The organism is Pseudomonas sp. TH15, from assembly GCF_016651105.1.
Taxonomy (GTDB): Bacteria; Pseudomonadota; Gammaproteobacteria; order Pseudomonadales; family Pseudomonadaceae; genus Aquipseudomonas.
This window is the reverse complement of record NZ_JAEKEL010000001.1, coordinates 711,393-733,491: the sequence shown is the minus strand read 5'-3', so window position 1 is coordinate 733,491 and position 22,099 is coordinate 711,393. Positions and strand designations below refer to the sequence as shown.

General features: G+C 59.8%; 21 protein-coding genes. 12 read left to right on the top strand and 9 right to left on the bottom strand.

Translation table 11 applies throughout. The features are described from left to right. The first annotated feature begins 115 nt into the window (after positions 1 to 115). Both hemB and ppk1 read left to right on the top strand, forming a co-directional pair. Entirely contained in the window at positions 116 to 1,129 is a 1,014-nt protein-coding gene (gene hemB, locus JFT87_RS03405; protein ID WP_201198791.1) for a porphobilinogen synthase, read from the top strand. Between the two features lie 18 nt (positions 1,130 to 1,147). Next, positions 1,148 to 3,373 carry a polyphosphate kinase 1 gene (ppk1, locus tag JFT87_RS03400; protein WP_201198790.1) on the top strand — a complete coding sequence of 742 codons (2,226 nt, stop codon included), beginning with the start codon at positions 1,148 to 1,150 and terminating at the stop codon, positions 3,371 to 3,373. A gap of 206 nt (positions 3,374 to 3,579) precedes the next feature. On the opposite strand, the gene ppx is transcribed toward ppk1, so the two are convergent. The 5 genes from ppx to JFT87_RS03375 form a co-directional block, all read right to left on the bottom strand. Next, positions 3,580 to 5,082, bottom strand: coding sequence for an exopolyphosphatase (ppx, locus tag JFT87_RS03395; protein WP_201198788.1), 1,503 nt, complete (start codon positions 5,080 to 5,082; stop codon positions 3,580 to 3,582). Positions 5,083 to 5,325: 243 nt separating this feature from the next. Beyond that, positions 5,326 to 6,063 carry an amino acid ABC transporter ATP-binding protein gene (locus JFT87_RS03390; RefSeq protein ID WP_201198787.1) on the bottom strand — a complete coding sequence of 246 codons (738 nt, stop codon included), beginning with the start codon at positions 6,061 to 6,063 and terminating at the stop codon, positions 5,326 to 5,328. Beyond that, positions 6,050 to 6,700 (bottom strand): amino acid ABC transporter permease, encoded by a 651-nt coding sequence (locus JFT87_RS03385; protein ID WP_201198785.1) that lies wholly within the window; start codon positions 6,698 to 6,700, stop codon positions 6,050 to 6,052. The genes JFT87_RS03390 and JFT87_RS03385 overlap by 14 nt, the downstream gene beginning before the upstream one ends. Continuing rightward, on the bottom strand, positions 6,697 to 7,377 hold the full coding sequence (locus JFT87_RS03380) for an amino acid ABC transporter permease (RefSeq protein ID WP_201198783.1): 681 nt from the start codon (positions 7,375 to 7,377) through the stop codon (positions 6,697 to 6,699). The genes JFT87_RS03385 and JFT87_RS03380 overlap by 4 nt, the downstream gene beginning before the upstream one ends. Positions 7,378 to 7,398: 21 nt before the next feature. Next, positions 7,399 to 8,184 (bottom strand): transporter substrate-binding domain-containing protein, encoded by a 786-nt coding sequence (locus tag JFT87_RS03375; protein WP_201198781.1) that lies wholly within the window; start codon positions 8,182 to 8,184, stop codon positions 7,399 to 7,401. Positions 8,185 to 8,440: 256 nt separating this feature from the next. Between JFT87_RS03375 and JFT87_RS03370 the strand changes: the two genes are divergently transcribed. From JFT87_RS03370 to JFT87_RS03340, 7 genes are all read left to right on the top strand, one after another. Then, on the top strand, positions 8,441 to 9,148 hold the full coding sequence (locus JFT87_RS03370) for a FadR/GntR family transcriptional regulator (protein ID WP_201198779.1): 708 nt from the start codon (positions 8,441 to 8,443) through the stop codon (positions 9,146 to 9,148). A gap of 122 nt (positions 9,149 to 9,270) precedes the next feature. After that, positions 9,271 to 9,600 carry a thioredoxin TrxA gene (gene trxA / locus JFT87_RS03365; RefSeq protein WP_201190319.1) on the top strand — a complete coding sequence of 110 codons (330 nt, stop codon included), beginning with the start codon at positions 9,271 to 9,273 and terminating at the stop codon, positions 9,598 to 9,600. Positions 9,601 to 9,844: 244 nt separating this feature from the next. Beyond that, positions 9,845 to 11,104 (top strand): transcription termination factor Rho, encoded by a 1,260-nt coding sequence (rho, locus tag JFT87_RS03360; RefSeq protein ID WP_007942421.1) that lies wholly within the window; start codon positions 9,845 to 9,847, stop codon positions 11,102 to 11,104. 195 nt (positions 11,105 to 11,299) lie between these two features. Then, the gene (locus tag JFT87_RS03355; protein ID WP_201198777.1) at positions 11,300 to 13,303 is read left to right on the top strand and encodes an acyltransferase family protein; all 2,004 of its coding nucleotides are present in this window, start codon (positions 11,300 to 11,302) and stop codon (positions 13,301 to 13,303) included. 69 nt (positions 13,304 to 13,372) lie between these two features. Continuing rightward, positions 13,373 to 14,839, top strand: a complete 1,467-nt coding sequence (ubiD, locus tag JFT87_RS03350; RefSeq protein ID WP_007942423.1) for a 4-hydroxy-3-polyprenylbenzoate decarboxylase — start codon at positions 13,373 to 13,375, stop codon at positions 14,837 to 14,839. Beyond that, a complete protein-coding gene (locus tag JFT87_RS03345) occupies positions 14,839 to 15,807 on the top strand; it encodes a CDP-6-deoxy-delta-3,4-glucoseen reductase (RefSeq protein ID WP_201198774.1) in 969 nt (322 codons plus the stop codon). The genes ubiD and JFT87_RS03345 overlap by 1 nt, the downstream gene beginning before the upstream one ends. Before the next feature lie 222 nt (positions 15,808 to 16,029). Further along, positions 16,030 to 16,698 (top strand): gamma-glutamylcyclotransferase, encoded by a 669-nt coding sequence (locus tag JFT87_RS03340; protein ID WP_201198772.1) that lies wholly within the window; start codon positions 16,030 to 16,032, stop codon positions 16,696 to 16,698. On the opposite strand, the gene glpT is transcribed toward JFT87_RS03340, so the two are convergent. After that, positions 16,674 to 18,023 carry a glycerol-3-phosphate transporter gene (gene glpT, locus JFT87_RS03335; RefSeq protein ID WP_201198771.1) on the bottom strand — a complete coding sequence of 450 codons (1,350 nt, stop codon included), beginning with the start codon at positions 18,021 to 18,023 and terminating at the stop codon, positions 16,674 to 16,676. The two genes, JFT87_RS03340 and glpT, sit on opposite strands and share 25 nt — an antisense overlap. 224 nt (positions 18,024 to 18,247) lie before the next feature. On the opposite strand from glpT, the gene JFT87_RS03330 reads away from it, so the two are divergent. Further along, complete coding sequence (locus JFT87_RS03330; RefSeq protein WP_201198769.1) at positions 18,248 to 18,877, top strand: flagellar basal body-associated protein FliL; 630 nt, start codon at positions 18,248 to 18,250, stop codon at positions 18,875 to 18,877. Between the two features lie 6 nt (positions 18,878 to 18,883). Here the strand turns inward: JFT87_RS03330 and JFT87_RS03325 are convergent, their stop codons facing one another. Further along, positions 18,884 to 19,861: an NADPH:quinone oxidoreductase family protein gene (locus JFT87_RS03325; RefSeq protein WP_201198767.1), complete on the bottom strand. Its 978-nt coding sequence runs from the start codon at positions 19,859 to 19,861 to the stop codon at positions 18,884 to 18,886. Between the two features lie 150 nt (positions 19,862 to 20,011). Here JFT87_RS03325 and JFT87_RS03320 point away from each other — a divergent pair, with 150 nt between their 5' ends. Beyond that, positions 20,012 to 20,422 carry a flagellar basal body-associated protein FliL gene (locus JFT87_RS03320; RefSeq protein ID WP_201198765.1) on the top strand — a complete coding sequence of 137 codons (411 nt, stop codon included), beginning with the start codon at positions 20,012 to 20,014 and terminating at the stop codon, positions 20,420 to 20,422. A gap of 142 nt (positions 20,423 to 20,564) precedes the next feature. Here the strand turns inward: JFT87_RS03320 and JFT87_RS03315 are convergent, their stop codons facing one another. Further along, positions 20,565 to 21,017, bottom strand: a complete 453-nt coding sequence (locus JFT87_RS03315; protein ID WP_201198763.1) for an EVE domain-containing protein — start codon at positions 21,015 to 21,017, stop codon at positions 20,565 to 20,567. Positions 21,018 to 21,212: 195 nt separating this feature from the next. On the opposite strand from JFT87_RS03315, the gene JFT87_RS03310 reads away from it, so the two are divergent. Beyond that, positions 21,213 to 21,380, top strand: coding sequence for a hypothetical protein (locus JFT87_RS03310; protein WP_201198757.1), 168 nt, complete (start codon positions 21,213 to 21,215; stop codon positions 21,378 to 21,380). 35 nt (positions 21,381 to 21,415) lie between these two features. Here the strand turns inward: JFT87_RS03310 and JFT87_RS03305 are convergent, their stop codons facing one another. Next, positions 21,416 to 22,021: a 5-formyltetrahydrofolate cyclo-ligase gene (locus tag JFT87_RS03305; protein ID WP_201198755.1), complete on the bottom strand. Its 606-nt coding sequence runs from the start codon at positions 22,019 to 22,021 to the stop codon at positions 21,416 to 21,418. Positions 22,022 to 22,099: the final 78 nt, after the last annotated feature.

The following is a 22,099-nucleotide window of genomic DNA, read 5'->3' as shown; positions in this document are numbered from 1 at the left end:
CGGACAATGGAATACAGCTACGTGACGCAGGGCTAAGCACAACTGTCATGTGTCCGTCATAATGGCAGCTTATAACTGTCACGCTCGCCCGCCAGCGCGGGCTCAGGAGTCTGCCGTGAGCTTTACCCCCGCCAACCGATTGTTTCCTGCAACCCGCCTGCGTCGTAACCGTCGTGATGATTTCTCGCGTCGATTGGTCCGTGAAAACGTTTTGACCGTCGATGACCTGATTCTGCCGGTGTTCGTGCTGGACGGTGAAAACCGTCGCGAAGCGGTGGCGTCGATGCCGGGCGTTGAACGCCTGACCATCGATCTGTTGCTGATCGAGGCGGCCAAGTGGGTCGAACTGGGGATTCCGGCAGTGGCGCTGTTCCCGGTCACGCCGCCAGAGCTCAAGTCGCTGGATGCGGCCGAAGCCTGGAACCCGGAAGGCATCGCCCAACGCGCCACCCGTGCGCTGCGCGATCGCTTCCCGGAGCTGGGCGTTATCACTGACGTCGCCCTGGACCCGTTCACTACTCACGGTCAGGACGGCATCCTCGACGAAGAAGGCTACGTGCAGAACGACATCACCGTCGACGCACTGGTCAAGCAGGCCCTGTCCCACGCTGCAGCCGGCGCTCAGGTGGTAGCTCCGTCGGACATGATGGACGGTCGCATCCAGGCGATCCGCGAAGCCCTTGAACTGGCCGATCACGTGAATGTGCGGATCATGGCTTACTCGGCCAAGTACGCCAGCGCCTATTACGGTCCGTTCCGCGATGCGGTCGGTTCGGCGCTGAACCTGGGCAAGGCGAACAAGGCCTCCTATCAGATGGACCCGGCCAACAGCAACGAAGCCCTGCACGAAGTGGCGGCGGACTTGTCAGAAGGCGCGGATATGGTCATGGTCAAGCCTGGCATGCCGTATCTGGACATCCTTTATCGGGTCAAAGAAGAATTCAAAGTGCCGACGTTTGTTTACCAAGTCAGCGGCGAATACGCCATGCACATGGCGGCGATCCAGAATGGCTGGTTGAGCGAAGGGGTTATTCTCGAATCCCTGACCGCTTTTAAACGTGCAGGCGCAGATGGCATCCTGACTTACTTTGCCGTGCGCGCCGCCCAATTGTTACGAGAGCAAAAATAGCCCTCCCAGGAACATTCGATGAATACCGAAGGACTCTCTGAAGTTGCAGTAAAGGAAGCCCAACCCGTGGTGGAGCAAATCGACGAAACCCCGCCGGATGTGGAGCCAGCTCCCGCCCCGGTGGTGTCCGAGCCCGCGGCTGCGGCGCCGGCGGCGATTGCCATTCCCGGCCTGGATGACAGCAGCCTGTACATCCATCGCGAGCTCTCGCAACTGCAGTTCAACATCCGCGTGCTGGAACAGGCGCTGGATGAGTCCTATCCGTTGCTGGAGCGGCTGAAGTTTCTGCTGATCTTCTCCAGCAACCTGGACGAGTTCTTCGAGATTCGCGTGGCCGGCCTGAAGAAGCAGATCACCTTTGCCCGTGAACAGGCGGGCGCCGATGGCCTGCAACCGCACCAGGCCCTGGCCCGGATCAGCGAACTGGTGCACGGTCACGTCGACCGCCAGTACGCGATCCTCAACGACATTCTGTTGCCGGAACTGGAGAAACATCAGGTCCGCTTCATCCGTCGCCGTTACTGGACCACCAAGCTCAAGACCTGGGTTCGCCGTTATTTCCGCGACGAGATCGCGCCGATCATCACCCCGATCGGCCTCGATCCGACGCACCCGTTCCCGTTGCTGGTGAACAAGAGCCTGAACTTCATCGTCGAGCTCGAAGGCATCGACGCCTTCGGTCGCGATTCCGGCCTGGCGATCATCCCGGCACCGCGTCTGCTGCCGCGGGTCATCAAGGTTCCGGAAGAAGTCGGCGGCGCTGGCGACAACTATGTGTTCCTGTCGTCGATGATCCACGCTCACGCCGATGACCTGTTCCAGGGCATGAAGGTCAAGGGCTGCTACCAGTTCCGTCTGACCCGAAACGCTGACCTGGCGGTCGATACCGAAGATGTAGAGGACCTGGCCCGCGCTCTGCGTGGCGAGTTGTTCTCCCGTCGCTACGGCGATGCGGTGCGTCTGGAAGTCGCCGACACCTGCCCGAAACACCTGTCCGACTACTTGCTCAAACAGTTCAACTTGCACGAGACCGAGCTGTATCAGGTCAACGGTCCGGTCAACCTGACCCGCCTGTTCAGCATCACCGGCCTGGACAGTCAGCGCGCACTGCAATACCTGCCGTTCACGCCGCAGATTCCGAAACTGCTGCAAAACAGCGAGAACATCTTCAGCGTGATCAGCAAGCAGGACATCCTGTTGCTGCACCCGTTCGAGTCGTTCACCCCGGTGGTCGACCTGCTGCGCCAGGCGGCCAAGGACCCGCATGTATTGGCGGTCCGTCAGACCCTGTACCGCTCCGGCGCCAACTCGGAAATCGTTGATGCCCTGGTCGACGCTGCGCGTAACGGCAAGGAGGTCACCGCGGTGATCGAATTGCGTGCGCGGTTCGACGAAGAGTCCAACCTGCAACTGGCCAGCCGTCTGCAAGCGGCCGGCGCGGTGGTGATTTACGGCGTGGTCGGCTTCAAGACCCACGCCAAGATGATGCTGATCCTGCGTCGCGAGGCTGGCGAGATTGTCCGTTACGCGCACTTGGGCACCGGCAACTACCACGCGGCTAACGCCCGTCTGTACACCGACTACAGCCTGCTGACCTCCGACGACGCTTTGTGCGAAGACGTCGGCAAACTGTTCAGTCAGTTGATCGGCATGGGCAAGACCCTGCGCATGAAGAAGCTGTTGCACGCGCCGTTCACGTTGAAGAAGGGCATGCTCGACATGATTGCCCGGGAAACCCAGTTCGCCCTAGACGGCAAACCGGCGCACATCATTGCCAAGTTCAACTCGCTGACCGATCCGAAGATCATCCGCGCGCTGTACAAGGCCAGCCAGTCCGGTGTGCGCATCGATCTGGTGGTGCGCGGCATGTGCTGCCTGCGCCCTGGCATTCCGGGGGTTTCCCACAACATCCACGTGCGCTCGATCATCGGCCGCTTCCTGGAACACACCCGGGTCTTCTACTTCCTCAATGGCGGCGAAGAGCAGATGTTCCTCTCCAGCGCCGACTGGATGGAGCGCAACCTCGACAAACGCGTCGAGACTTGCTTCCCGGTGGAAGGCAAGAAGCTGATCATGCGGGTCAAGAAAGAGCTGGAGCTTTATCTGACCGATAACACCCACAGCTGGAGCCTGCAGTCGGACGGTCGTTACATCCGTAACACACCGACCGGCAACCAGAACCCACGCAGTGCCCAGGCAACGTTGCTGGAGCGATTGGGTAGCCCGATTCTTGCGGTGCGTTAACGCAAACATCGGCTCATAAAAAATGGCGATCCCTGCGGATCGCCATTTTTTTGGTCACATTCCTGTGGCGAGGGAGCTTGCTCCCGCTGGGCTGCGCAGCAGCCCCAAAACCGGTCACCTAATAATTTCTGATAAACCACTAAGGCAGATGGGGGCGCTTCGCACCCCAGCGGGAGCAAGCTCCCTCGCCACAGGGATTGTGTTCGTTAGCGCACGTTCAACGTAAAACCAACCCGGGTCAGCCATTCCGCTTCCAGCGCGAAATCAGCCTGGGTCAGCTGGTTTTCGTCCAGCCAGTTTTTCGGGAACAGCACATCCAGGCTGTCGCCATTGGCTTTGAGTACGACCTGGGGCATTTCCTGGGTGCCGCGAATGTGGTGGAACAGGATCGCAAAGCGCAGCAGCACGCACAGGCGAATCAGCTTGATGCCGTCATCGCCGAAATCGGCAAACTTGTCCCGGGGAATATTGCGGCGGTGACCGCGCACCAGCAGCGCGAGCATTTGCTGGTCTTCGCGGGAGAAACCCGCCAGGTCCGAGTGCTCGATCAGGTAGGCGCCGTGCTTGTGGTAGTGATAGTGGGCGATGTCCAGGCCGACTTCATGGACCTTGGCGGCCCAGCCCAGCAATTCGCGCCAGACGCCGTCGTCCAGGTCCCAGTCCGCGGCTACTTGGTCGAAAGCATGCAGGGCCTTGCGTTCAACTCGCGCGGCTTGTTCCAGATCAACGTGGTAACGCTCCATCAGCGAGCTGAGGGTGCGCTCGCGGACGTCTTCGTGATGATGACGGCCCAGCAGGTCATAGAGCACGCCTTCACGCAGGGCGCCTTCACAGTGATCCATACGTTGCAGTTCGAGGGCGTCGAAGATGGCTTCGAGAATCGCCAGGCCCGCCGGGAAGATCGCACGGCGGTCGGGCTTGATGCCTTCGAAGTCGATTTTCTCCGCATCACCCAGTTTGATCAGCTTGCGCTTGAGCCAGGCGAGGCCTTCGGCATTCACTTCGCCGGTGCCATGACCGCCAGCCTTCAGTGCCAGGCCGATGGCGCGGATGGTGCCCGAGGAGCCGATGGCTTCATCCCAGGTCAGGCGATGCAGGGCGTGCTCGATGCTCATGATCTCCAGCCGTGCCGCGGTGTACGCCTGGGCGTAACGGGCCGGGGTGACCTTGCCATCCTTGAAATAGCGCTGGGTATAGCTGACGCAGCCCATTTGCAGGCTTTCGCGCAGCAGCGGTTCGAAGCGCTGGCCGATGATGAATTCGGTACTGCCGCCGCCGATGTCGGCCACCAGGCGTTTGCCCGGGGTGTCGGCGAGGGTGTGGGAGACGCCGAGGTAGATCAGGCGCGCTTCTTCACGACCGGAGATGACTTCCACCGGGTGGCCGAGGATTTCTTCGGCGCGGTGGATGAACTCGGCCCGGTTACGGGCTTCACGCAGGGCGTTGGTGCCGACGATCCGCACGGCGCCGGGGGGCATACCGTTGATCAGTTGGGCAAAACGCTTCAGGCAATCGAGCCCGCGCTGCATGGATTCTTCGTTGAGCTGGCGCTCGTCGTCGATGCCGGCGGCCAGTTGGACCTTTTCGCCGAGGCGCTCAAGAATACGGATTTCGCCGTTCTGGGCCTTGGCCACGACCATGTGAAAGCTGTTGGAGCCCAGGTCGATTGCGGCGATCAGGGACAGATTCTTGGCTTGGGATTGCGGCATGGTCAGGGGGTCTCGGTCGATAACCTCGACATCGTGCCACGATCAAACGCTGGCGCCAACGCGCAGAACTGAAAGCCTTGATTCAGCACAACTTCTGTGGCGAGGGAGCTTGCTCCCGCTCGGCGGCGCAGCAGTCGTAAAATCTGCCGACCGGAATTTGCCGGTGTTGCGCGGTGTATGGCTTTGGGGCTGCTTCGCAGCCCAGTGGGAGCAAGCTCCCTCGCCACAGGTGATATGCGCGACTTAGCTCGCCGCTTCCACGGTGCCGATGAAATTCGCCAACTCCGCCGTCTGCGGATTCGCGAACAAAATCTTCGGATCCCCAACTTCATGCACCTTGCCCTGATGCATGAACACCAACTTATCCCCAACCTCCCGGGCGAAGCGCATTTCGTGGGTGACCATGATCAGCGTCATGCCTTCTTTGGCCAGTTGCCGGACCACGCTCAGCACTTCATTGACCAACTCCGGGTCCAGCGCCGAGGTGATCTCGTCGCACAGCAACACCTTCGGCGACATCGCCAAGGCCCGGGCAATCGCCACGCGCTGCTGCTGACCACCGGACAAACGATCGGGGAACGCATCAAACTTCTCCCCCAGTCCGACCCGTTCCAGCATCTCTTTTGCCAGTTCTTTTGCTTTTGCCTTGGGCACCTTTTGCACCACTTGCGGCGCCAGCATCACGTTCTCGCCGACCGTCAGGTGCGGGAACAGGTTGAACTGCTGGAACACCATCCCGACTTTCTGCCGCAAGCTGCGCAAATCGGCGCGGGCGGCGTCGAGGTATTCACCGTCGACTTCGATCACGCCGTCGTTGATCGACTCCAGGCCATTCAAGGTGCGCAGCAACGTGGATTTGCCCGAGCCGCTGCGGCCGATGATCGCCACCACCTGGCCTTCCTCGACGCTCAGGTCGATGCCTTTGAGCACATGGTGGTCGCCGTAATATTTATGCAGGGCCGAAATTCTAAGCAGAGGCATGCAGTCTCCTTTCCAGATAGCGCGCACTGAGGGACAAGGGGTAGCAGAGCAAGAAGTAACCGAGGGCCACGAGGCCGTAGACCATGAACGGTTCGAAAGTCGCGTTGGCGAGCATGCCGCCGGTCTTGGTCAGTTCGGTGAAACCGATGATCGAGGTGACGGCGGTGCCTTTGACCACTTGCACCGAAAAGCCAACGGTCGGCGCCACGGCGATGCGCAGGGCTTGCGGCAGGATCACGTAGCGCAACTGCTCCAGCGGGTTGAGCGCCAGGCTCGACGAAGCTTCCCATTGACCGTTGGGGATCGAGTCGACGCAACCGCGCCAGATCTCCGCCAGGTAAGCGCTGGTGAACAGCGTCAGCGCCACCGCCGCCGCCATCCACGGGGAAATCTCCACCCCGGCCAACGCCACGCCGAAGAACACCAGAAACAACTGCATCAACAGCGGCGTGCCCTGGAACAGTTCGATGTAGGTGCGGGCGAAGTTGCGCGGCAGGGCTTTTTTCGAAATGCGCATGACCATGATCAACAAGCCGATCAAGCCACCGCCGATAAATGCCACCAGCGACAGTGCCAGCGTCCATTGCAGGCCCGTGAGCAGGTTGCGCACGATGTCCCAGAAGGTGAAATCGCTCATTGGCTGCTCCCCGCGCTGCTTCTGGATATATACCGGCGACCGATCCAGTTCAGCAGTTGGCGGATCAGCAGCGCCATGCACAGGTAGATCAGCGTGGTCAGGGCGTAGGTTTCAAAGGCGCGGAAGTTGCGCGATTGGATGAAGTTGGCGGCGAAGCTCAGTTCTTCGGTGGCGATCTGCGAGCAAACCGCCGACCCGAGCATGACGATGATGATCTGGCTGCTCAGCGCCGGCCAGACCTTGCCCAGTGCCGGCAGCAAGATCACGTGGCGAAAGGCTTCGAAACGGCTCATCGCCAATGCCGCCGCGGCTTCCAGTTGACCCCGTGGGATCGCTTGAATGCCGGCGCGGATGATCTCGGTCGAATAGGCACCGAGGTTGATCACCATCGCCAGTACCGCCGCTTGCCATTCGGAGATCTGCACACCCAGCGATGGCAGACCGAAGAAGATGAAAAACAATTGCACCAGGAACGGCGTGTTGCGGATCAACTCGACGTAAACCCCGAAGATCGCGGAAAACGGACGGATGTTCCACGCCCGCACCAGCGCCCCGACAATGCCCAGACCGACGCCGAACACCGCGCCGATGGCCGTCAGTTCAAGGGTGAACAGCGCACCGCGCAGCAACAGGTCGGTGTTTTGTATCACCGGAATAAAGTCGAACTGATAAGCCATATTGAGTCTCCCGGCTGGCGATCAGAGATCGGCCGGCAGCGGTTCTTTGAGCCAGGTCTGGGAGTTTTTCTCCAGTGAACCGTCGGTTTTGGCCGTGGCGAGGATCTGGTTGACCTTGTCCAGCAGCGCCGGCTCGTTCTTGTTCACGCCGACGTAGACCGGCGAATCCTTGAGTTTCACTTTCAGCGCCGGCACGCGTTTCGGGTTTTTCTCGCTGATCGCCACCATCACCACGTTGCCGCTGGCGATCAGGTCAACCTGGCCGGCGAGGTAGGCGGCGATGGTCGTGTTGTTGTCTTCGAAGCGCTTGATGGTTACGCCTTCCGGGGCGACTTTGGTCAGCTCGATGTCTTCGATGGCGCCACGGGTGACGCTGATGGTTTTGCCCTTGAGGTCGTCCAGAGTCTTGATAGCGGCGTCTGGCGGGCCGAACACGGCGAGGTAGAACGGCGCGTAGGCGCTGGAGAAGTCGATGACTTTCTCGCGCTCGGGGTTTTTGCCGAGGCTGGAAATCACCAGGTCGACTTTGCCGGTGGTCAGGAACGGGATGCGGTTGGTGCTGTTGACCGGGGTCAGTTCGAGTTTGACCTTGAGCTGCTCAGCCAGCAGCTTGGCGGTGTCGATATCCAGACCTCGCGGTTTCATGTCCGGGCCGACCGAGCCGAACGGCGGGAAGTCCTGCGGCACGGCGACTTTGAGGGTGCCGCGCTTGACCACATCCTCCAGACCGTCGGCGTGGGCGGGTGCCTGGCTCAGCATCAGGCTGGCAAACAGGGCAGCGAGGAGGGCGCTGTAACGCTGGGTCATGGCAAATCTCCGAATCGGCGAGAAGTGATTTCTGCGATTCGACAGAGCACGGGCCATGCCAACATTGGGCTTTGCGGGTGGCAGGCCGCGGTTTTACTGGTGTTGTTCGGTCTTACTGGTCTGAACAGTCAGGTCGCGTTTCGCACCTCGATAGCGCATTGCCTTTGATCACCGAACCCCAGTGGGGCACGACTTGCCGGGCGCCGCGAATAGCTTTACAACTAGCCGCTCATTGGCCTGGTTCGTCTGAAAAACCATGAACTCGATCTCTCGCGCCGTACCTGAAGTGGCGCTGCAAGCCATCCGCAAACTGATTACCGAACAGGATTTCGGACCGGGGGATGCGTTGCCCTCGCAACGGGATTTGGCGGTGCAATTGGGGGTTAGCCGGGCGTCGCTTCGCGAGGCGTTGTCGTCCCTGAGTGCGCTGGGCGTGATCAGTATCCAGCCGGGCAAGGGCGTTTTCGTGCAGGCCCCGGTGGACTTGCCCCGAGGCGATGGAGCGCTGAGTTGGCCATTTGCGTCCCAGGCTTCGCCGCTGGATATCTTCCAGTTGCGCTATGCCCTGGAAGGGTTCGCCGCAGGGTTGGCTGCCGTGACCTTAAGCACTGATGAACTCGATGCACTGGAAGATAACGTCGCCGCCATGCGCAACGAATTAAAGGCCTGCGACTTCGATGCTGCGGCGCGGCTGGACTTCGAATTTCATCGGCGCATCCTGCTGGCCAGCGGCAATCAGGCGATGTTGAGCATCCTGACCGCCAGCGCCGACATCTTTCTGGAGAGTCAGAAGTTACCGTTCATCCGGGCAGAGCGGGCCATGGAAACCTGGCAGGAACACCGCAAAATCCTCCGCGCACTGGCGCGCCGGACGTCCGGTGCGGCACAGAAGGCAATGCAGGAACATGTGCGCAATGCCGCGCTGCGCACCGGAATCGCTTTCATCGCCCCCGCCACCTCATGACTTGAGCTATACCCAAACTCATGCGCCACCATAGCGAGACTCAATCATCTGCACCTTCCTGAACGAGGGAAGGGCAGCTATGATGGGCCACGTTTTTTTTTGCTTACAACCCGGAGACATCCATGAGCAGCGATCTTATCAAGCACGTCACCGACGCTAACTTCGAAGAAGAAGTACTTAAGGCTGCCGGCCCTGTGCTCGTTGACTACTGGGCTGAGTGGTGTGGTCCTTGCAAAATGATCGCCCCGGTTCTGGACGAAATTGCTGGTACCTACGCTGGCAAGCTGACCATTGCCAAACTGAACATCGACGAAAACCAGGAAACCCCGGCCAAGCACGGCGTACGTGGTATCCCGACCCTGATGCTGTTCAAGAACGGCAACGTTGAAGCAACCAAGGTTGGCGCACTGTCCAAGTCGCAATTGGCTGCATTCCTCGACGCCAACATCTAAGTCGGCGACGTTGTATAAAAAAGCCCCGCAAATTGCGGGGCTTTTTGCGTATTCAGGGCTAGACGCTCCGAAACTCAGGTGGTACATTCGGCCCCGCACTGGTTTCTCCACTGCCCCCTGCTAGCCGTCGCCGACGCACTCCTTTTCGAATAAGTACGCGATCCTGTCGCCTTCTCTGCGGCGCGGCCTCATTAAGCCAAAAGCTTAATTTCCCCCCCTCCATAAATGATTACGTCATTCCTATATGAATCTGACTGAACTCAAGCAAAAGCCGATTACCGAACTGCTCGAATTGGCCGAACAGATGGGCATAGAAAATATGGCCCGTTCGCGCAAGCAGGACGTGATTTTCTCCCTGCTCAAAAAGCACGCGAAAAGCGGCGAGGAAATCTCCGGTGATGGCGTGCTGGAGATTCTCCAGGACGGCTTCGGCTTCCTGCGCTCCGCTGACGCTTCCTATCTCGCCGGCCCAGACGATATCTACGTCTCGCCGAGCCAGATCCGTCGCTTCAACTTGCGCACCGGTGACACCATCGTTGGCAAGATCCGCCCTCCAAAGGAAGGCGAGCGTTATTTCGCGCTGCTCAAGGTCGACACGATCAACTACGATCGTCCCGAGAACGCGAAAAACAAGATTCTCTTCGAGAACCTGACCCCGCTGTTCCCGACCGTGCGCATGAAGATGGAAGCCGGCAACGGTTCCACCGAAGACTTGACCGGTCGTGTCATCGACCTGTGCGCCCCGATCGGCAAAGGCCAGCGCGGTCTGATCGTTGCACCGCCGAAAGCCGGTAAAACGATCATGCTGCAGAACATCGCGGCGAACATTGCGCGTAACAACCCTGAAGTTCACCTGATCGTATTGCTGATCGATGAACGTCCGGAAGAAGTAACCGAAATGCAGCGCACCGTGCGCGGCGAAGTGGTTGCCTCGACGTTCGATGAGCCGCCAACCCGCCACGTGCAGGTTGCCGAAATGGTGATCGAGAAGGCCAAGCGCCTGGTCGAACACAAGAAAGACGTGGTGATCCTGCTTGACTCCATCACCCGTCTGGCTCGCGCCTACAACACCGTGATCCCGAGCTCCGGCAAAGTGCTCACAGGTGGTGTCGATGCTCACGCCCTGGAGAAACCGAAACGTTTCTTCGGCGCTGCACGGAACATCGAAGAAGGCGGTTCGCTGACCATCATCGCCACTGCGCTGGTTGAAACCGGCTCGAAGATGGACGAAGTGATCTACGAAGAATTCAAAGGCACCGGCAACATGGAACTGCCTCTGGATCGTCGTATCGCTGAAAAACGCGTCTTCCCGGCCATCAACATCAACCGTTCCGGTACCCGCCGCGAAGAGTTGCTGACCGCCGACGACGAGTTGCAGCGTATGTGGATCCTGCGCAAGCTGCTGCACCCGATGGACGAAATCGCTGCCATCGAGTTCCTGGTCGACAAGCTGAAAACGACCAAGACCAACGACGAGTTCTTCTTGTCGATGAAGCGTAAGTAAGACGGTTTTTTAACCGCTAAAAATGGCGTCCTTCGGGGCGCCATTTTTTGCCCGTTTTTTGTCCCGGCGATGGGAGGTTCTCGATCTGGTAAGGTCTGTGAGTGGGCAAAACAAGAAGCGGCATCGGTGACCTTCTCGGCCTGAGAGGCACCTGCTGTACAAAAAACAACCATCTGATTTGGCATTAAAGATTTTATGAGCTCTCTTGCTTATCGAAGGGACATCGACGGCTTGCGCGCAATCGCTGTGATTGCTGTCGTGCTGTTTCATTTTGGTATTCCTGGCTTCTCCGGCGGCTTCGTCGGTGTGGACATCTTTTTCGTGATTTCCGGTTTCCTGATCACCTCGATTATCTTGAACCAGCGGCAGGCCGGGTGCTTCAGCTTTGTCGATTTCTGGGCCCGGCGTGCCCGGCGAATCCTGCCGGCGCTGTTTGTGATGATCATCGTGGTGCTGGCGGTGGGCTGGTTCCTGCTGGCCCCCAAGGATTACGAGGAACTGGGGCGCTCGGTGCGTTATCAGGTGATGTTCGTGTCCAACCTCCTGTTCATGCGTCAGGAGGGTTATTTCGATGTGGCCTCCGACCTCAAGCCGTTGCTGCACACCTGGTCGCTGGCGGTTGAGGAGCAGTTCTACATTGTCTTTCCGCTGCTGCTGACGGTTTTGTCGAGTCGCCTCAAGCATTGGCGGCTGGCGCTGTTCGGTGTGTTGCTGGTGTCATTCGGGCTCAGCGTCTGGGCCGTGGCGCATCACCCGGAAAAAGCTTTTTTCCTGTTGCCGATGCGCGCCTGGGAACTGTTGGCCGGCGCGATGCTGGCGGTTGCGCCCAGAGGTAACTGGCGCCTGACACCGATGGGCGCTCAAATTGTCAGCCTGGGCGGCCTCGGGCTGATTCTGCTGGCGGTGTTCTGCTACGACAAAAGCACCCCATTCCCCGGCGCAGCAGCGCTATTGCCGACGTTGGGTGTGGTCGCGCTGATCTGGGCCAACGGACATCGGCAAACCCTGGTCGGCGGCCTGCTGGGCAGCCGTGTGCTGGTGGGGCTTGGGCTGATTTCCTATTCCTGGTACCTGTGGCACTGGCCGGTCTTTGTTTTCTCCAGCTATGCCAGCGTCGATGAACCTGGCCTGTTTGATATCTCAGGCTTGATTCTGCTCAGCCTGGTGCTGGGTTATCTGTCATGGCGCTTCGTCGAAACGCCGTTTCGCGAGCGGCGGTTGTTGGCGGGGCGTCGGCAGATTTTGCTGGCGGCAGGTGTCGGCGTGTTGGTGCTGGGGCTGGCCGGTCAAGCGCTGCGCTGGACCAATGGCTTACCCTGGCGCTTGCCTGATCAAGCCTTGCAGTACGCCAAAGGGAAGGAATGGCGGCCGGAACTGATGCGCTGCCTGGCCAATGATAAAACCCCTGACGACAAGCTCTTCTGTCACTACGGGACTCAAGCGTCTACCGCTTCAAAGGCACTGGTCTGGGGGGACAGTCATGCCACGGCGCTGATCCCGGTGTTCGATGATGGGGCGCAAAAACATGGCGTCAGCGTGATCCTTGCCAGCTCCCCGGGCTGCATTCCGGTTGAGGGTCTGGAGTTCGATCAGACGTGTGCCCGGTTCAATCGCCGGGTCGAGCTGGCCTTGAAGCCGCAATCGGTGGGCGATGTAGTGCTGGTTGCGCGCTGGAGCCTCTATCTCTATGGCGATGCGAAAGGCGATCTCGGGCACGCGCTGAGGAATTCCAGTGGTCGTTATGAAAGAGCCAGCGTCGAACAACGACTGGCCGAAGGATTACGGGCGACAGTGCGAAAGCTGCGGGACGGCGGGCATCGTGTCTGGCTGGTCAAGGAAGCGCCGCTGCAGCAGTTCAGCCCGCCTTACCGCCTAAGTCGATTGGCGATGTTGCATCGTCCGACCGATGACGTGGGCCTGGCGGTGACGGAGCACTTCAAGCGCCAGGCGTTCATCAGCCAGTTGTTCGCGCAAATTGCGGCCGCCAATTCGGGTGTGACCGTAGTTGATCCGGCCCCGGCGTTGTGTGATTCATCGGGCCTGTGCCGGGTCGAGCTCAACGGCCATTCGCTGTATACCGACGACAATCACCTGTCGGAGATCGGCGCGCGGTTCGTTGCGCCGGTACTTGAGCCTCTATTCAAGCACTTGCAAGCCCGGGCAACCCTTGGCAATGGCAACGTGAATGCGGCCAAGTAAGCAGCGATAAGCTGCCAGCGGCCGGCAGAGCAGGTAGGATGTACGCCTATTTTACGGGTGCCATCATCAATGAAATTCAAGGATCTTCGGGATTTCGTGCAGCAGCTTGAGCAGCGCGGAGAGTTGAAACGCATCCAGATCCCTGTCTCTCCAGTGCTGGAGATGACCGAGGTCTGTGATCGCACGCTGCGAGCCAAAGGCCCGGCGCTGCTGTTCGAGAACCCTACCGGCTACGACATCCCGGTACTCGGTAACCTGTTCGGCACCCCCGAGCGGGTCGCCATGGGCATGGGCGCCGAGGCGGTCAGCGAGCTGCGCGAGATAGGTAAGCTGCTGGCGTTCCTCAAGGAACCCGAGCCGCCGAAGGGCTTGAAGGATGCCTGGTCCAAGCTGCCGATCTTCCGCAAGATCATCGCCATGGCGCCGAAAGTCGTCAAAGACGCGGTCTGCCAGGAAGTGGTCATCGAAGGTGACGACGTCGACCTGGCGATGCTGCCAGTGCAGACCTGCTGGCCCGGCGACGTCGGCCCGCTGATCACCTGGGGCCTGACCGTCACCAAAGGCCCGAACAAGGACCGCCAGAACCTCGGGATCTACCGTCAGCAAGTCATTGGCCGCAACAAGGTCATCATGCGCTGGCTGAGTCACCGTGGCGGCGCGTTGGATTATCGTGAGTGGTGCGAGAAGCACCCCGGCCAGCCGTTCCCGGTGTCCGTGGCGTTGGGCGCTGACCCGGCAACCATCCTCGGTGCAGTGACGCCGGTGCCGGACAGCCTCTCCGAATACGCCTTCGCCGGCCTGCTGCGCGGTAACCGCACCGAACTGGTGAAGTGCCGTGGCAATGACCTGCAAGTGCCGGCCACCGCCGAGATCATCCTCGAAGGCGTGATCCATCCGGGCGAAATGGCCGACGAAGGTCCATACGGCGACCACACCGGCTATTACAACGAAGTCGACAGCTTCCCGGTGTTCACCGTCGAGCGCATCACCCATCGGATCAAACCGATCTACCACAGCACCTACACCGGCCGTCCACCGGATGAGCCGGCGATTCTCGGTGTGGCGCTGAACGAAGTGTTCGTGCCGATCCTGCAGAAGCAGTTCCCGGAGATCACCGACTTCTACCTGCCGCCCGAAGGCTGCTCGTACCGCATGGCCATCGTGACCATGAAGAAGTCGTATCCGGGCCACGCCAAGCGGGTAATGCTCGGTGTCTGGTCGTTTTTGCGACAGTTCATGTACACCAAGTTCGTTATCGTCACTGACGACGATATCAACGCGCGAGACTGGAACGACGTGATCTGGGCCATCACCACGCGCATGGACCCCAAGCGCGACACGGTGATGATCGATAACACGCCGATCGACTACCTGGACTTCGCCTCGCCGGTTTCCGGCCTGGGGTCGAAAATGGGGCTCGATGCCACGCATAAATGGCCCGGCGAAACCACTCGCGAGTGGGGCCGGGTAATCGTCAAGGATGACGCCGTTACCCAACGGATCGATGCCATCTGGAATCAGTTAGGAATAGATTGATGCGTGTAACTTTGCAGCCCTCCGGAGCAGTGCTTGAGATATTGCCCGGCGAGCGGATTCTCGATGGCGCGCGGCGCCTGGGTTATGAATGCCCACAGAGCTGTCGCAACGGCAACTGCCATGTCTGCGCGGCGTTGCTGGTAGAAGGACGGGTCGAACAGGCCGGCAATGTGCGCGACCATGGCGAGTTCTACACTTGCATAGCAGAGCCGCTGGAAGACTGCATCGTGCTGTGGGATGGCGTGCTCGCGCTGGGAGAACTGCCGGTGCGCAGCTTGTCGTGTCAGGTCATTGAGTGCAGGGACGTCGGCGGCGATACCTGGCGGGTTCGCCTGCGGGCGCCGGCCGGCAAGCCGCCGCGCTATCACGCCGGTCAGTACTTGATGATCGAGCGCGAGAACGGCGAGAAGTCGGCCTTCTCCTTGGCCTCTGCACCCCACGGCGGGCGTGACCTGGAGATCCACGTACTGGCGCGCGAAAGCAGTGCGCTGAGCCTGATCGAACAGCTGCAACGCAATGCCATGGTGCGGATCGAGATGCCATTCGGCGATACCCACCTGGCCGAACTGCCGGACGGGCCGCTGGTGCTGATCGCTGCGGGCACAGGCATGGGCCAGATTCACAGCTTGATCGAACATTGCCGCGCCACCGGGTTCAAGCATCCGGTACATCTGTATTGGGGTGTGCGCCGTCCTGAAGATTTTTATGAAATCGAACATTGGGACGAATGGCTGAAGCTGCCCAATCTGTTCCTGCATAAAGTTGTCAGCGATCAATGCGGTTGGGAAGGGCGCTGCGGCATGCTGCATGAAGCAGTGTGCGAAGACTTCGCCGATCTGAAGCCTCTGCATGTCTACGCCAGCGGCTCACCGGCCATGGTCTACGGCACGCTGGACGCCCTGGTTGAAGCGGGGATGGATGCTCATCAGATGCGCGCTGACGTGTTTGCGTACGCGCCTCGATCTTGAGCCTCGCTCTTAAGCTGCGCTGCTGATTCGTTATAACTCTCTATATAGCCGATCGGTATTTATCTAATTGGATAAATACCGCTAGGTTATATATCAATCAGGCAATCGATTAATAACTGTGCCATGGCACTTAAATTGCCTTAAAACATATGTGCCTTATTGTTACAGCGGTGCGTTCTATTAAGTAATTCTTCACCCGCGGGGAGCTGAACGCTATTCGCCATGACAGCCATCGAATCTGCTTTTCTGAATCTGGCTTACCCTCCGCGGCTCGATCTGGGGCCGCAGCTTACGCACGAACAATTGCTCAGCTCGATGCAGTCGACCATGGCGCGCCACAAGGGTGGGCCGGTCTGGCTGTTTGCTTACGGTTCGTTGATCTGGCGCCCTGAATGCGCGGCGGTGGAGCGCGTGCGCGGCCGGGTTCACGGCTACCATCGCGGGTTGTACCTGTGGTCCCACGAACACCGCGGCACGCCGGAAGTGCCAGGCTTGGTGTTTGGCCTGGATCGCGGCGGCTCATGCAGCGGGTTCGCCTATCGCCTGCCTGAAGAACAACTCGAAGCTTCGCTCTACGCCCTCTGGCAACGCGAAATGCCATTCCCGTCCTATCGCCCACACTGGCTCAACTGCCGTCTCGAAGACGGAAGCCAGGTTCAAGCATTGGGATTTGTGTTGGAGCGGCACCTGCCCAGCTATGCCGGCAACTTGCCGGATCATGTGCTGAGCCAGGTGTTCGAAAGCGCTTGCGGGCGTTACGGCACCACTCGCGATTATGTCGAGCAAACCGCCAACGCCCTGCGTAGCCACGCCATGCCAGACCGGAATCTGGAGGCGCGGCTCAAGCGCTGCAAATCAAAGTCCGATCAGGCGATCGCTTCGCGGCCCTGACTGGCGACTTGCTTGTGCCACAGGGTCGGTGCCAGGCAAACCATCGCCAGGATGCACCCGCCGATCAGTAGTACGAAACCGCCATCCCAGCCGAAATGGTCCACGGTGTAGCCCATCGCTGCACTGGCCGCGACCGAACCACCCAGGTAACCGAACAGACCGGTAAAGCCCGCTGCCGTACCAGCAGCTTTCTTCGGCGCCAGTTCCAGCGCTTGCAGGCCGATCAGCATCACCGGGCCATAGATCAGGAAGCCAATGGAGAACAACGCGATCATGTCGATGGTCGGATTACCGGCCGGGTTCAGCCAGTAGACCAGCGTTGCCACGGTCACCAACGCCATGAACACCATGCCGGTCAGGCCACGGTTGCCACGGAAGATCTTGTCCGACATCCAGCCGCACAGCAGCGTGCCCGGAATACCGGCCCACTCATAGAAGAAGTACGCCCAGGACGTCGTGTCGACGGTGAAGTGCTTGGCTTCTTTGAGGTAGGTCGGCGCCCAGTCCAGTACGCCGTAGCGCAGCAGGTAAACGAAGACGTTGGCCAAAGCGATGTACCAAAGCATTTTGTTGCGTAGCACGTACTTGACGAAGATTTCCTTGGCGCTGAATTCGTCTTCGTGGCTGGCGTCATAGCCTTCCGGGTAGTCGTTCTTGTACTGCTCGATCGGCGGCAAGCCGACCGATTGCGGGGTGTCGCGCATCACGATGAAGGCAAACGCCGCCACCAGCAACGCCACGGCCGCCGGCACGTAAAACGCCGCGTGCCAGTCATTGAACAGGCCCATGCCCAACAGGAACAACGGGCCGATCAAACCGCCGCCGACGTTGTGCGCCACGTTCCACACGGACACCACGCCACCGCGTTCCTTTTGCGACCACCAGTGAACCATGGTCCGGCCACTCGGCGGCCAGCCCATGCCCTGTGCCCAACCGTTGATGAACAACAGGATGAACATCATGGTTACGCTGGACGTCGCCCACGGCGCGAAACCGAAGATGAACATCACCCCGGCCGAGACCAGCAAGCCGAACGGCAGGAAATAACGCGGGTTGGAACGGTCGGATACCAGGCCCATCAAGAACTTCGACAGACCGTAGGCAATCGCAATCGCCGACATCGCCAAGCCCAACTGACCGCGGGTGTAACCCTCGTCAATCAGGTACGGCATGGCCAGGGAGAAGTTCTTGCGCAGCAGGTAATAACCCGCGTAGCCAAAGAAAATCCCGGCGAAGATCTGCCAGCGGAGGCGTCGGTAAGTACTGTCTATTTTTTCTTCAGACAGGGGCGCCTGATGTGCGGCAGGTCGAAAGAAAGCAAACATTCAAGAGCTCCAAATTTCTTGTTTTGACTGCGGATGCGAATGTTACAGTTTCGTTACCGAAAATAGCACCGGCTCGCATTGGCAAAACAGCGGAAAATGTTGGAAGTCGCATGTTCTTTTACGAACCTGTCGCTCAGCTGTAAGAACAGGGCGTTTTTGTCGCCGTCACAGGGTTGTGTCATAGACTCGCCAGCAGTCACCCACTGATCGCGCAGAGAACAATGATGGCCCCGATGATTCGCAGGTTATGGCCCAGATTGCTGATGGTGGTCGCCGTCATCGCCTCTGTTCTCGCGCTGAGTTTCGCTCAGGGCGCTGCGGCGCCGGGGTTGCGCAATGCCACGGTGCTGATCGTCCGTCATGCGGAAAAACCGGCATTAGGCCCGCAACTCAATGCTCGGGGTGAAGCGCGCGCCGCCGCTTACGCTGACTACTTCACTTCATTGCAGCTGGAGGGTGAGGCCCTGACACCGCAACGCCTGATCGCCACCGCCGACAGCGCGCAAAGCATCCGCCCGCGCCAGACCTTGATCCCCTTGGCGCAACGCCTGCAACTGCCGATCGAACAACCCTTCGCCAACAACGACGTCGACAAACTGGTCAGCCTGCTGCGCAAGGACAATCAGGCGAAAACCGTGCTGATCGCCTGGCACCACGGCCACATCAATAAACTCATCGGCGCGTTCGGCGGCAATGGCCCGGCATTGATCGGCCAGCCGAAATGGCCGGTGGATGTATATGACTGGCTGATCGTTTTGCGTTTCGACGACAAGGGGCAACTGGTTGAGTCCCGAAGCGAGAAGGTGCAGGAGCAGCTGATGCCGGGCGACATGGCAGCGTCGCCCGGTCGTTGAAGCGCCTCAGCGAACCTGAACCACCACTTTCCCAACCGCCTTACGCTGGCCAAGATCATTAATCGCCTGCGCCGCCTCACTTAGCGGATACACCTGCGACACCAACGGTTTCAACTTACCTTCGGCAAACCAGCCAAACAACTGCTGGAAGTTCGCCGCGTTGTCCTGCGGCTGGCGCTGGGCAAACGAGCCCCAGAACACGCCGACGACGGCTGCGCCTTTGAGCAACGCCAGGTTCACCGGAAACTCGGGAATGCGTCCGCTGGCGAAACCGACCACCAAGAGGCGGCCGTTCCAGGCGATGGCGCGCACGGCCTGGTCGAACAGGTCGCCACCGACCGGGTCGTAGATCACGTCGGCGCCCTGGCCGTCGGTCAGGCGTTTGATTTCGTCCTTGAGGTTGGTTTCGCTGTAGTTGATCAGCTCATCGGCGCCCGCGGCCTTGGCCACCGCGAGTTTTTCGGCGCTGCTGGCTGCCGCGATCACCCGGGCGCCCATGGCTTTGCCGATTTCCACGGCGGCCAGGCCGACACCGCCTGAGGCGCCGAGTACCAGCAGGGTTTCACCCGGTTGCAGGTTGGCGCGTTGCTTGAGTGCGTGCATCGAGGTGCCGTAGGTCATGCTGAACGCGGCGGCGGTGTTGAAGTCCATCGAAGGCGGGATCGGCAGCACGTTGTAGCCTGGCACGGCGACCTGTTCGGCAAAGCTGCCCCAACCGGTCAGGGCCATGACCCGGTCGCCGACCTTGAGGTGGCTGACCTTCTCGCCTACTGCGCTGACCACGCCAGCCGCTTCGCCACCCGGCGAGAACGGGAAGGGCGGTTTGAACTGGTATTTGCCCTCGATGATCAGCGTGTCCGGGAAGTTGACCCCGGCGGCGTGCACGTCCAGCAGGATTTCGTTCTTCTTCGCGACAGGACTGGCAACGTCTTCCAGCACCAGCGATTCGGCGGGGCCGAAGGCTTTGCATAGCACGGCTTTCATCAGGGCTATTCCTTTGGGAGTGATGGCCGATAAGTGTAGGTGTGTGAGTCATTGGGTCAACGAGCATGCCCGGCCCTGATAGTCCGCCATAAGCTTGTGCTTGCGCGGCGGGTCGTTATGCTAGGCCGCAAACCGGATAAGGAGCGAATTGTGAAAGCGTGGATCATGTTGATGCTGGCCCTGTCTCTGCCTATGGCAGCCATGGCCGAAGAAGCCGCCAAAGAAGGCGAGGCGCCGAAAGTCAGCTACGTCACCCTTAGCCCGCCGTTCGTGGGTAACTATGGGTTGGATGGCACGCCGAAGTTGAAGGTCTTCAAGGCCGACGTGGCGCTGCGGGTCACTGGCGAAGAGTCGATCAAAGCGGTCAAGGCCAACGAGCCGTTGATTCGCAACCAGTTGGTGGCGTTGTTCACCCAGCAGACCACCGAGGCGATGAACAGCATCGATGGCAAGGAAAAGCTGCGTCAGGAAGCCCTGAAACAGACCCAGCAAGTGATGAACGACGAAACCGGTAAGCCGGTGGTTGAGGATCTGTTGTTCAACAACCTGATCATTCAATAAGACTTGTGCTGTCTGGGCGGGCCTCTTCGCGAGCAAGCCCGCTCCCACATTGGATCTGTGGCGTTCACAAAAGCTGTGTACGCAGCAAATCCCTGTGGGAGCGAGCCTGCTCGCGATGGCATTTTGTCAGGCGAAGGATTATTCAGGGTTTCAGGGCGATAACCGCAGCCCATTGTTCGGCGGTGACTGGCATCACCGACAGGCGCGAGCCTTTCTGCACCAGCGGCATTTCGGCCAGCGCCGTTTGCTGTTTCAGGTAATCGAGCTTCAGGACGTTGGCGAACGTTTCGACGTGGGCCACATCGATGGCGCTCCAGGCGTTTTTCTCCGGGGTGGCCTTCGGGTCGAAGTAATGGCTCTCAGGCTCCAGCGCCGTCGGGTCGGGGTAGGCCGCTTCGATAATCTTGCCAGTCCCGGCAATTCCGGGCACCGGGCAGCTGGAGTGATAGAAGAAAAACTCATCGCCCACCGCCATCGCCCGCAGGAAATTGCGTGCCTGATAGTTGCGAACCCCGTCCCAGCGCGCTTTGCCGAGCTTTGCCAAATCTTTGATCGAGAGTTCGTCGGGCTCGGATTTCATCAGCCAATAGGCCATGGGTTTTGCTCCTTGCGAAGTGATTGGGCAAGTTGTCGGGCGATTTTATGACAAACCGACAGTCGGTTGACGCCAGCGTTTGCGTGTCGGTTCACGTTGCCGCAAAATGCCGGCCTTCTTAGCTTGACGCTGCTGCACGGCCTACAACGGAAACCGCTGCTGTCATCGTGTTGATGTGCCTTTGGGGGGCAATCGATGAAACGCAAACCGGATTTACTATGGATTTTGGTTATTTTGTTTGGCCTCGGCGTCGTGACCACCGGCTATGCCCAAAGCCTGTGGAACAACAAGACCGACGCGCCGATCGAAATCGCGCAACAGCAACAACACCACCAACTGCAGCCGTCGGCCTTCAAGCGCTGAACCTGTCTTCCGGACGCCGCTGATCGTGGTGGCGTCTAGCTTGCGAAATACCACGCCTTGTCGGTCACCGTTCCTTGCAACGGCACATCCCAGCTCGCTTGAGCCAATCGTTCGACCTTCTGACATTCATGGGCCAGCCCCAGCAGCGTCGGTTTGCGCCAGGTTTTGCGGCGCGCCAGGTACGCCAGGCTGCGGTCATAGAACCCACCGCCCATTCCCAAACGCCCGCCGACATCGTCAAACCCGACCAATGGCAGCAACACCAGGTCCAACGCCCAGACCTTGCGTTGCCGGCCGAGGTTGGCTTGCGGTTCGAGAATGCGGAAACGGTTGGGCTTGAGCTTTTCGCCCGGGCGAATGCGCTGGAAGACCATTTTGGTTCGCGGCCACGCGCTGAGCACCGGCAGGTAGGTGGCTTTGCCCCGGCGTTGTGCAGCACGCAGCAGTAGACGCGGGTCGATTTCACCGTCGGTGGGTAAATAGAGAGAGATGTGTCTGGCGCGGCGAAACAGCGGCTGCTGGGCCAATTGCTTGTATAGCCCGCGAGCGGCCTGGCGCTGCTGACTGGGTGTCAGTGCGCGGCGGGCCTTGCGCAGCATGCGTCGAAGTTGCGGGCGGGGAAGCAGCGCAGGTTCGGTCATGGATTCGGGCTTCGGCAGTGCGAGTACACAAAGCGTACTCGTAAAAAAGCCGATGCCGGTATTTAAACCGGCATCGGA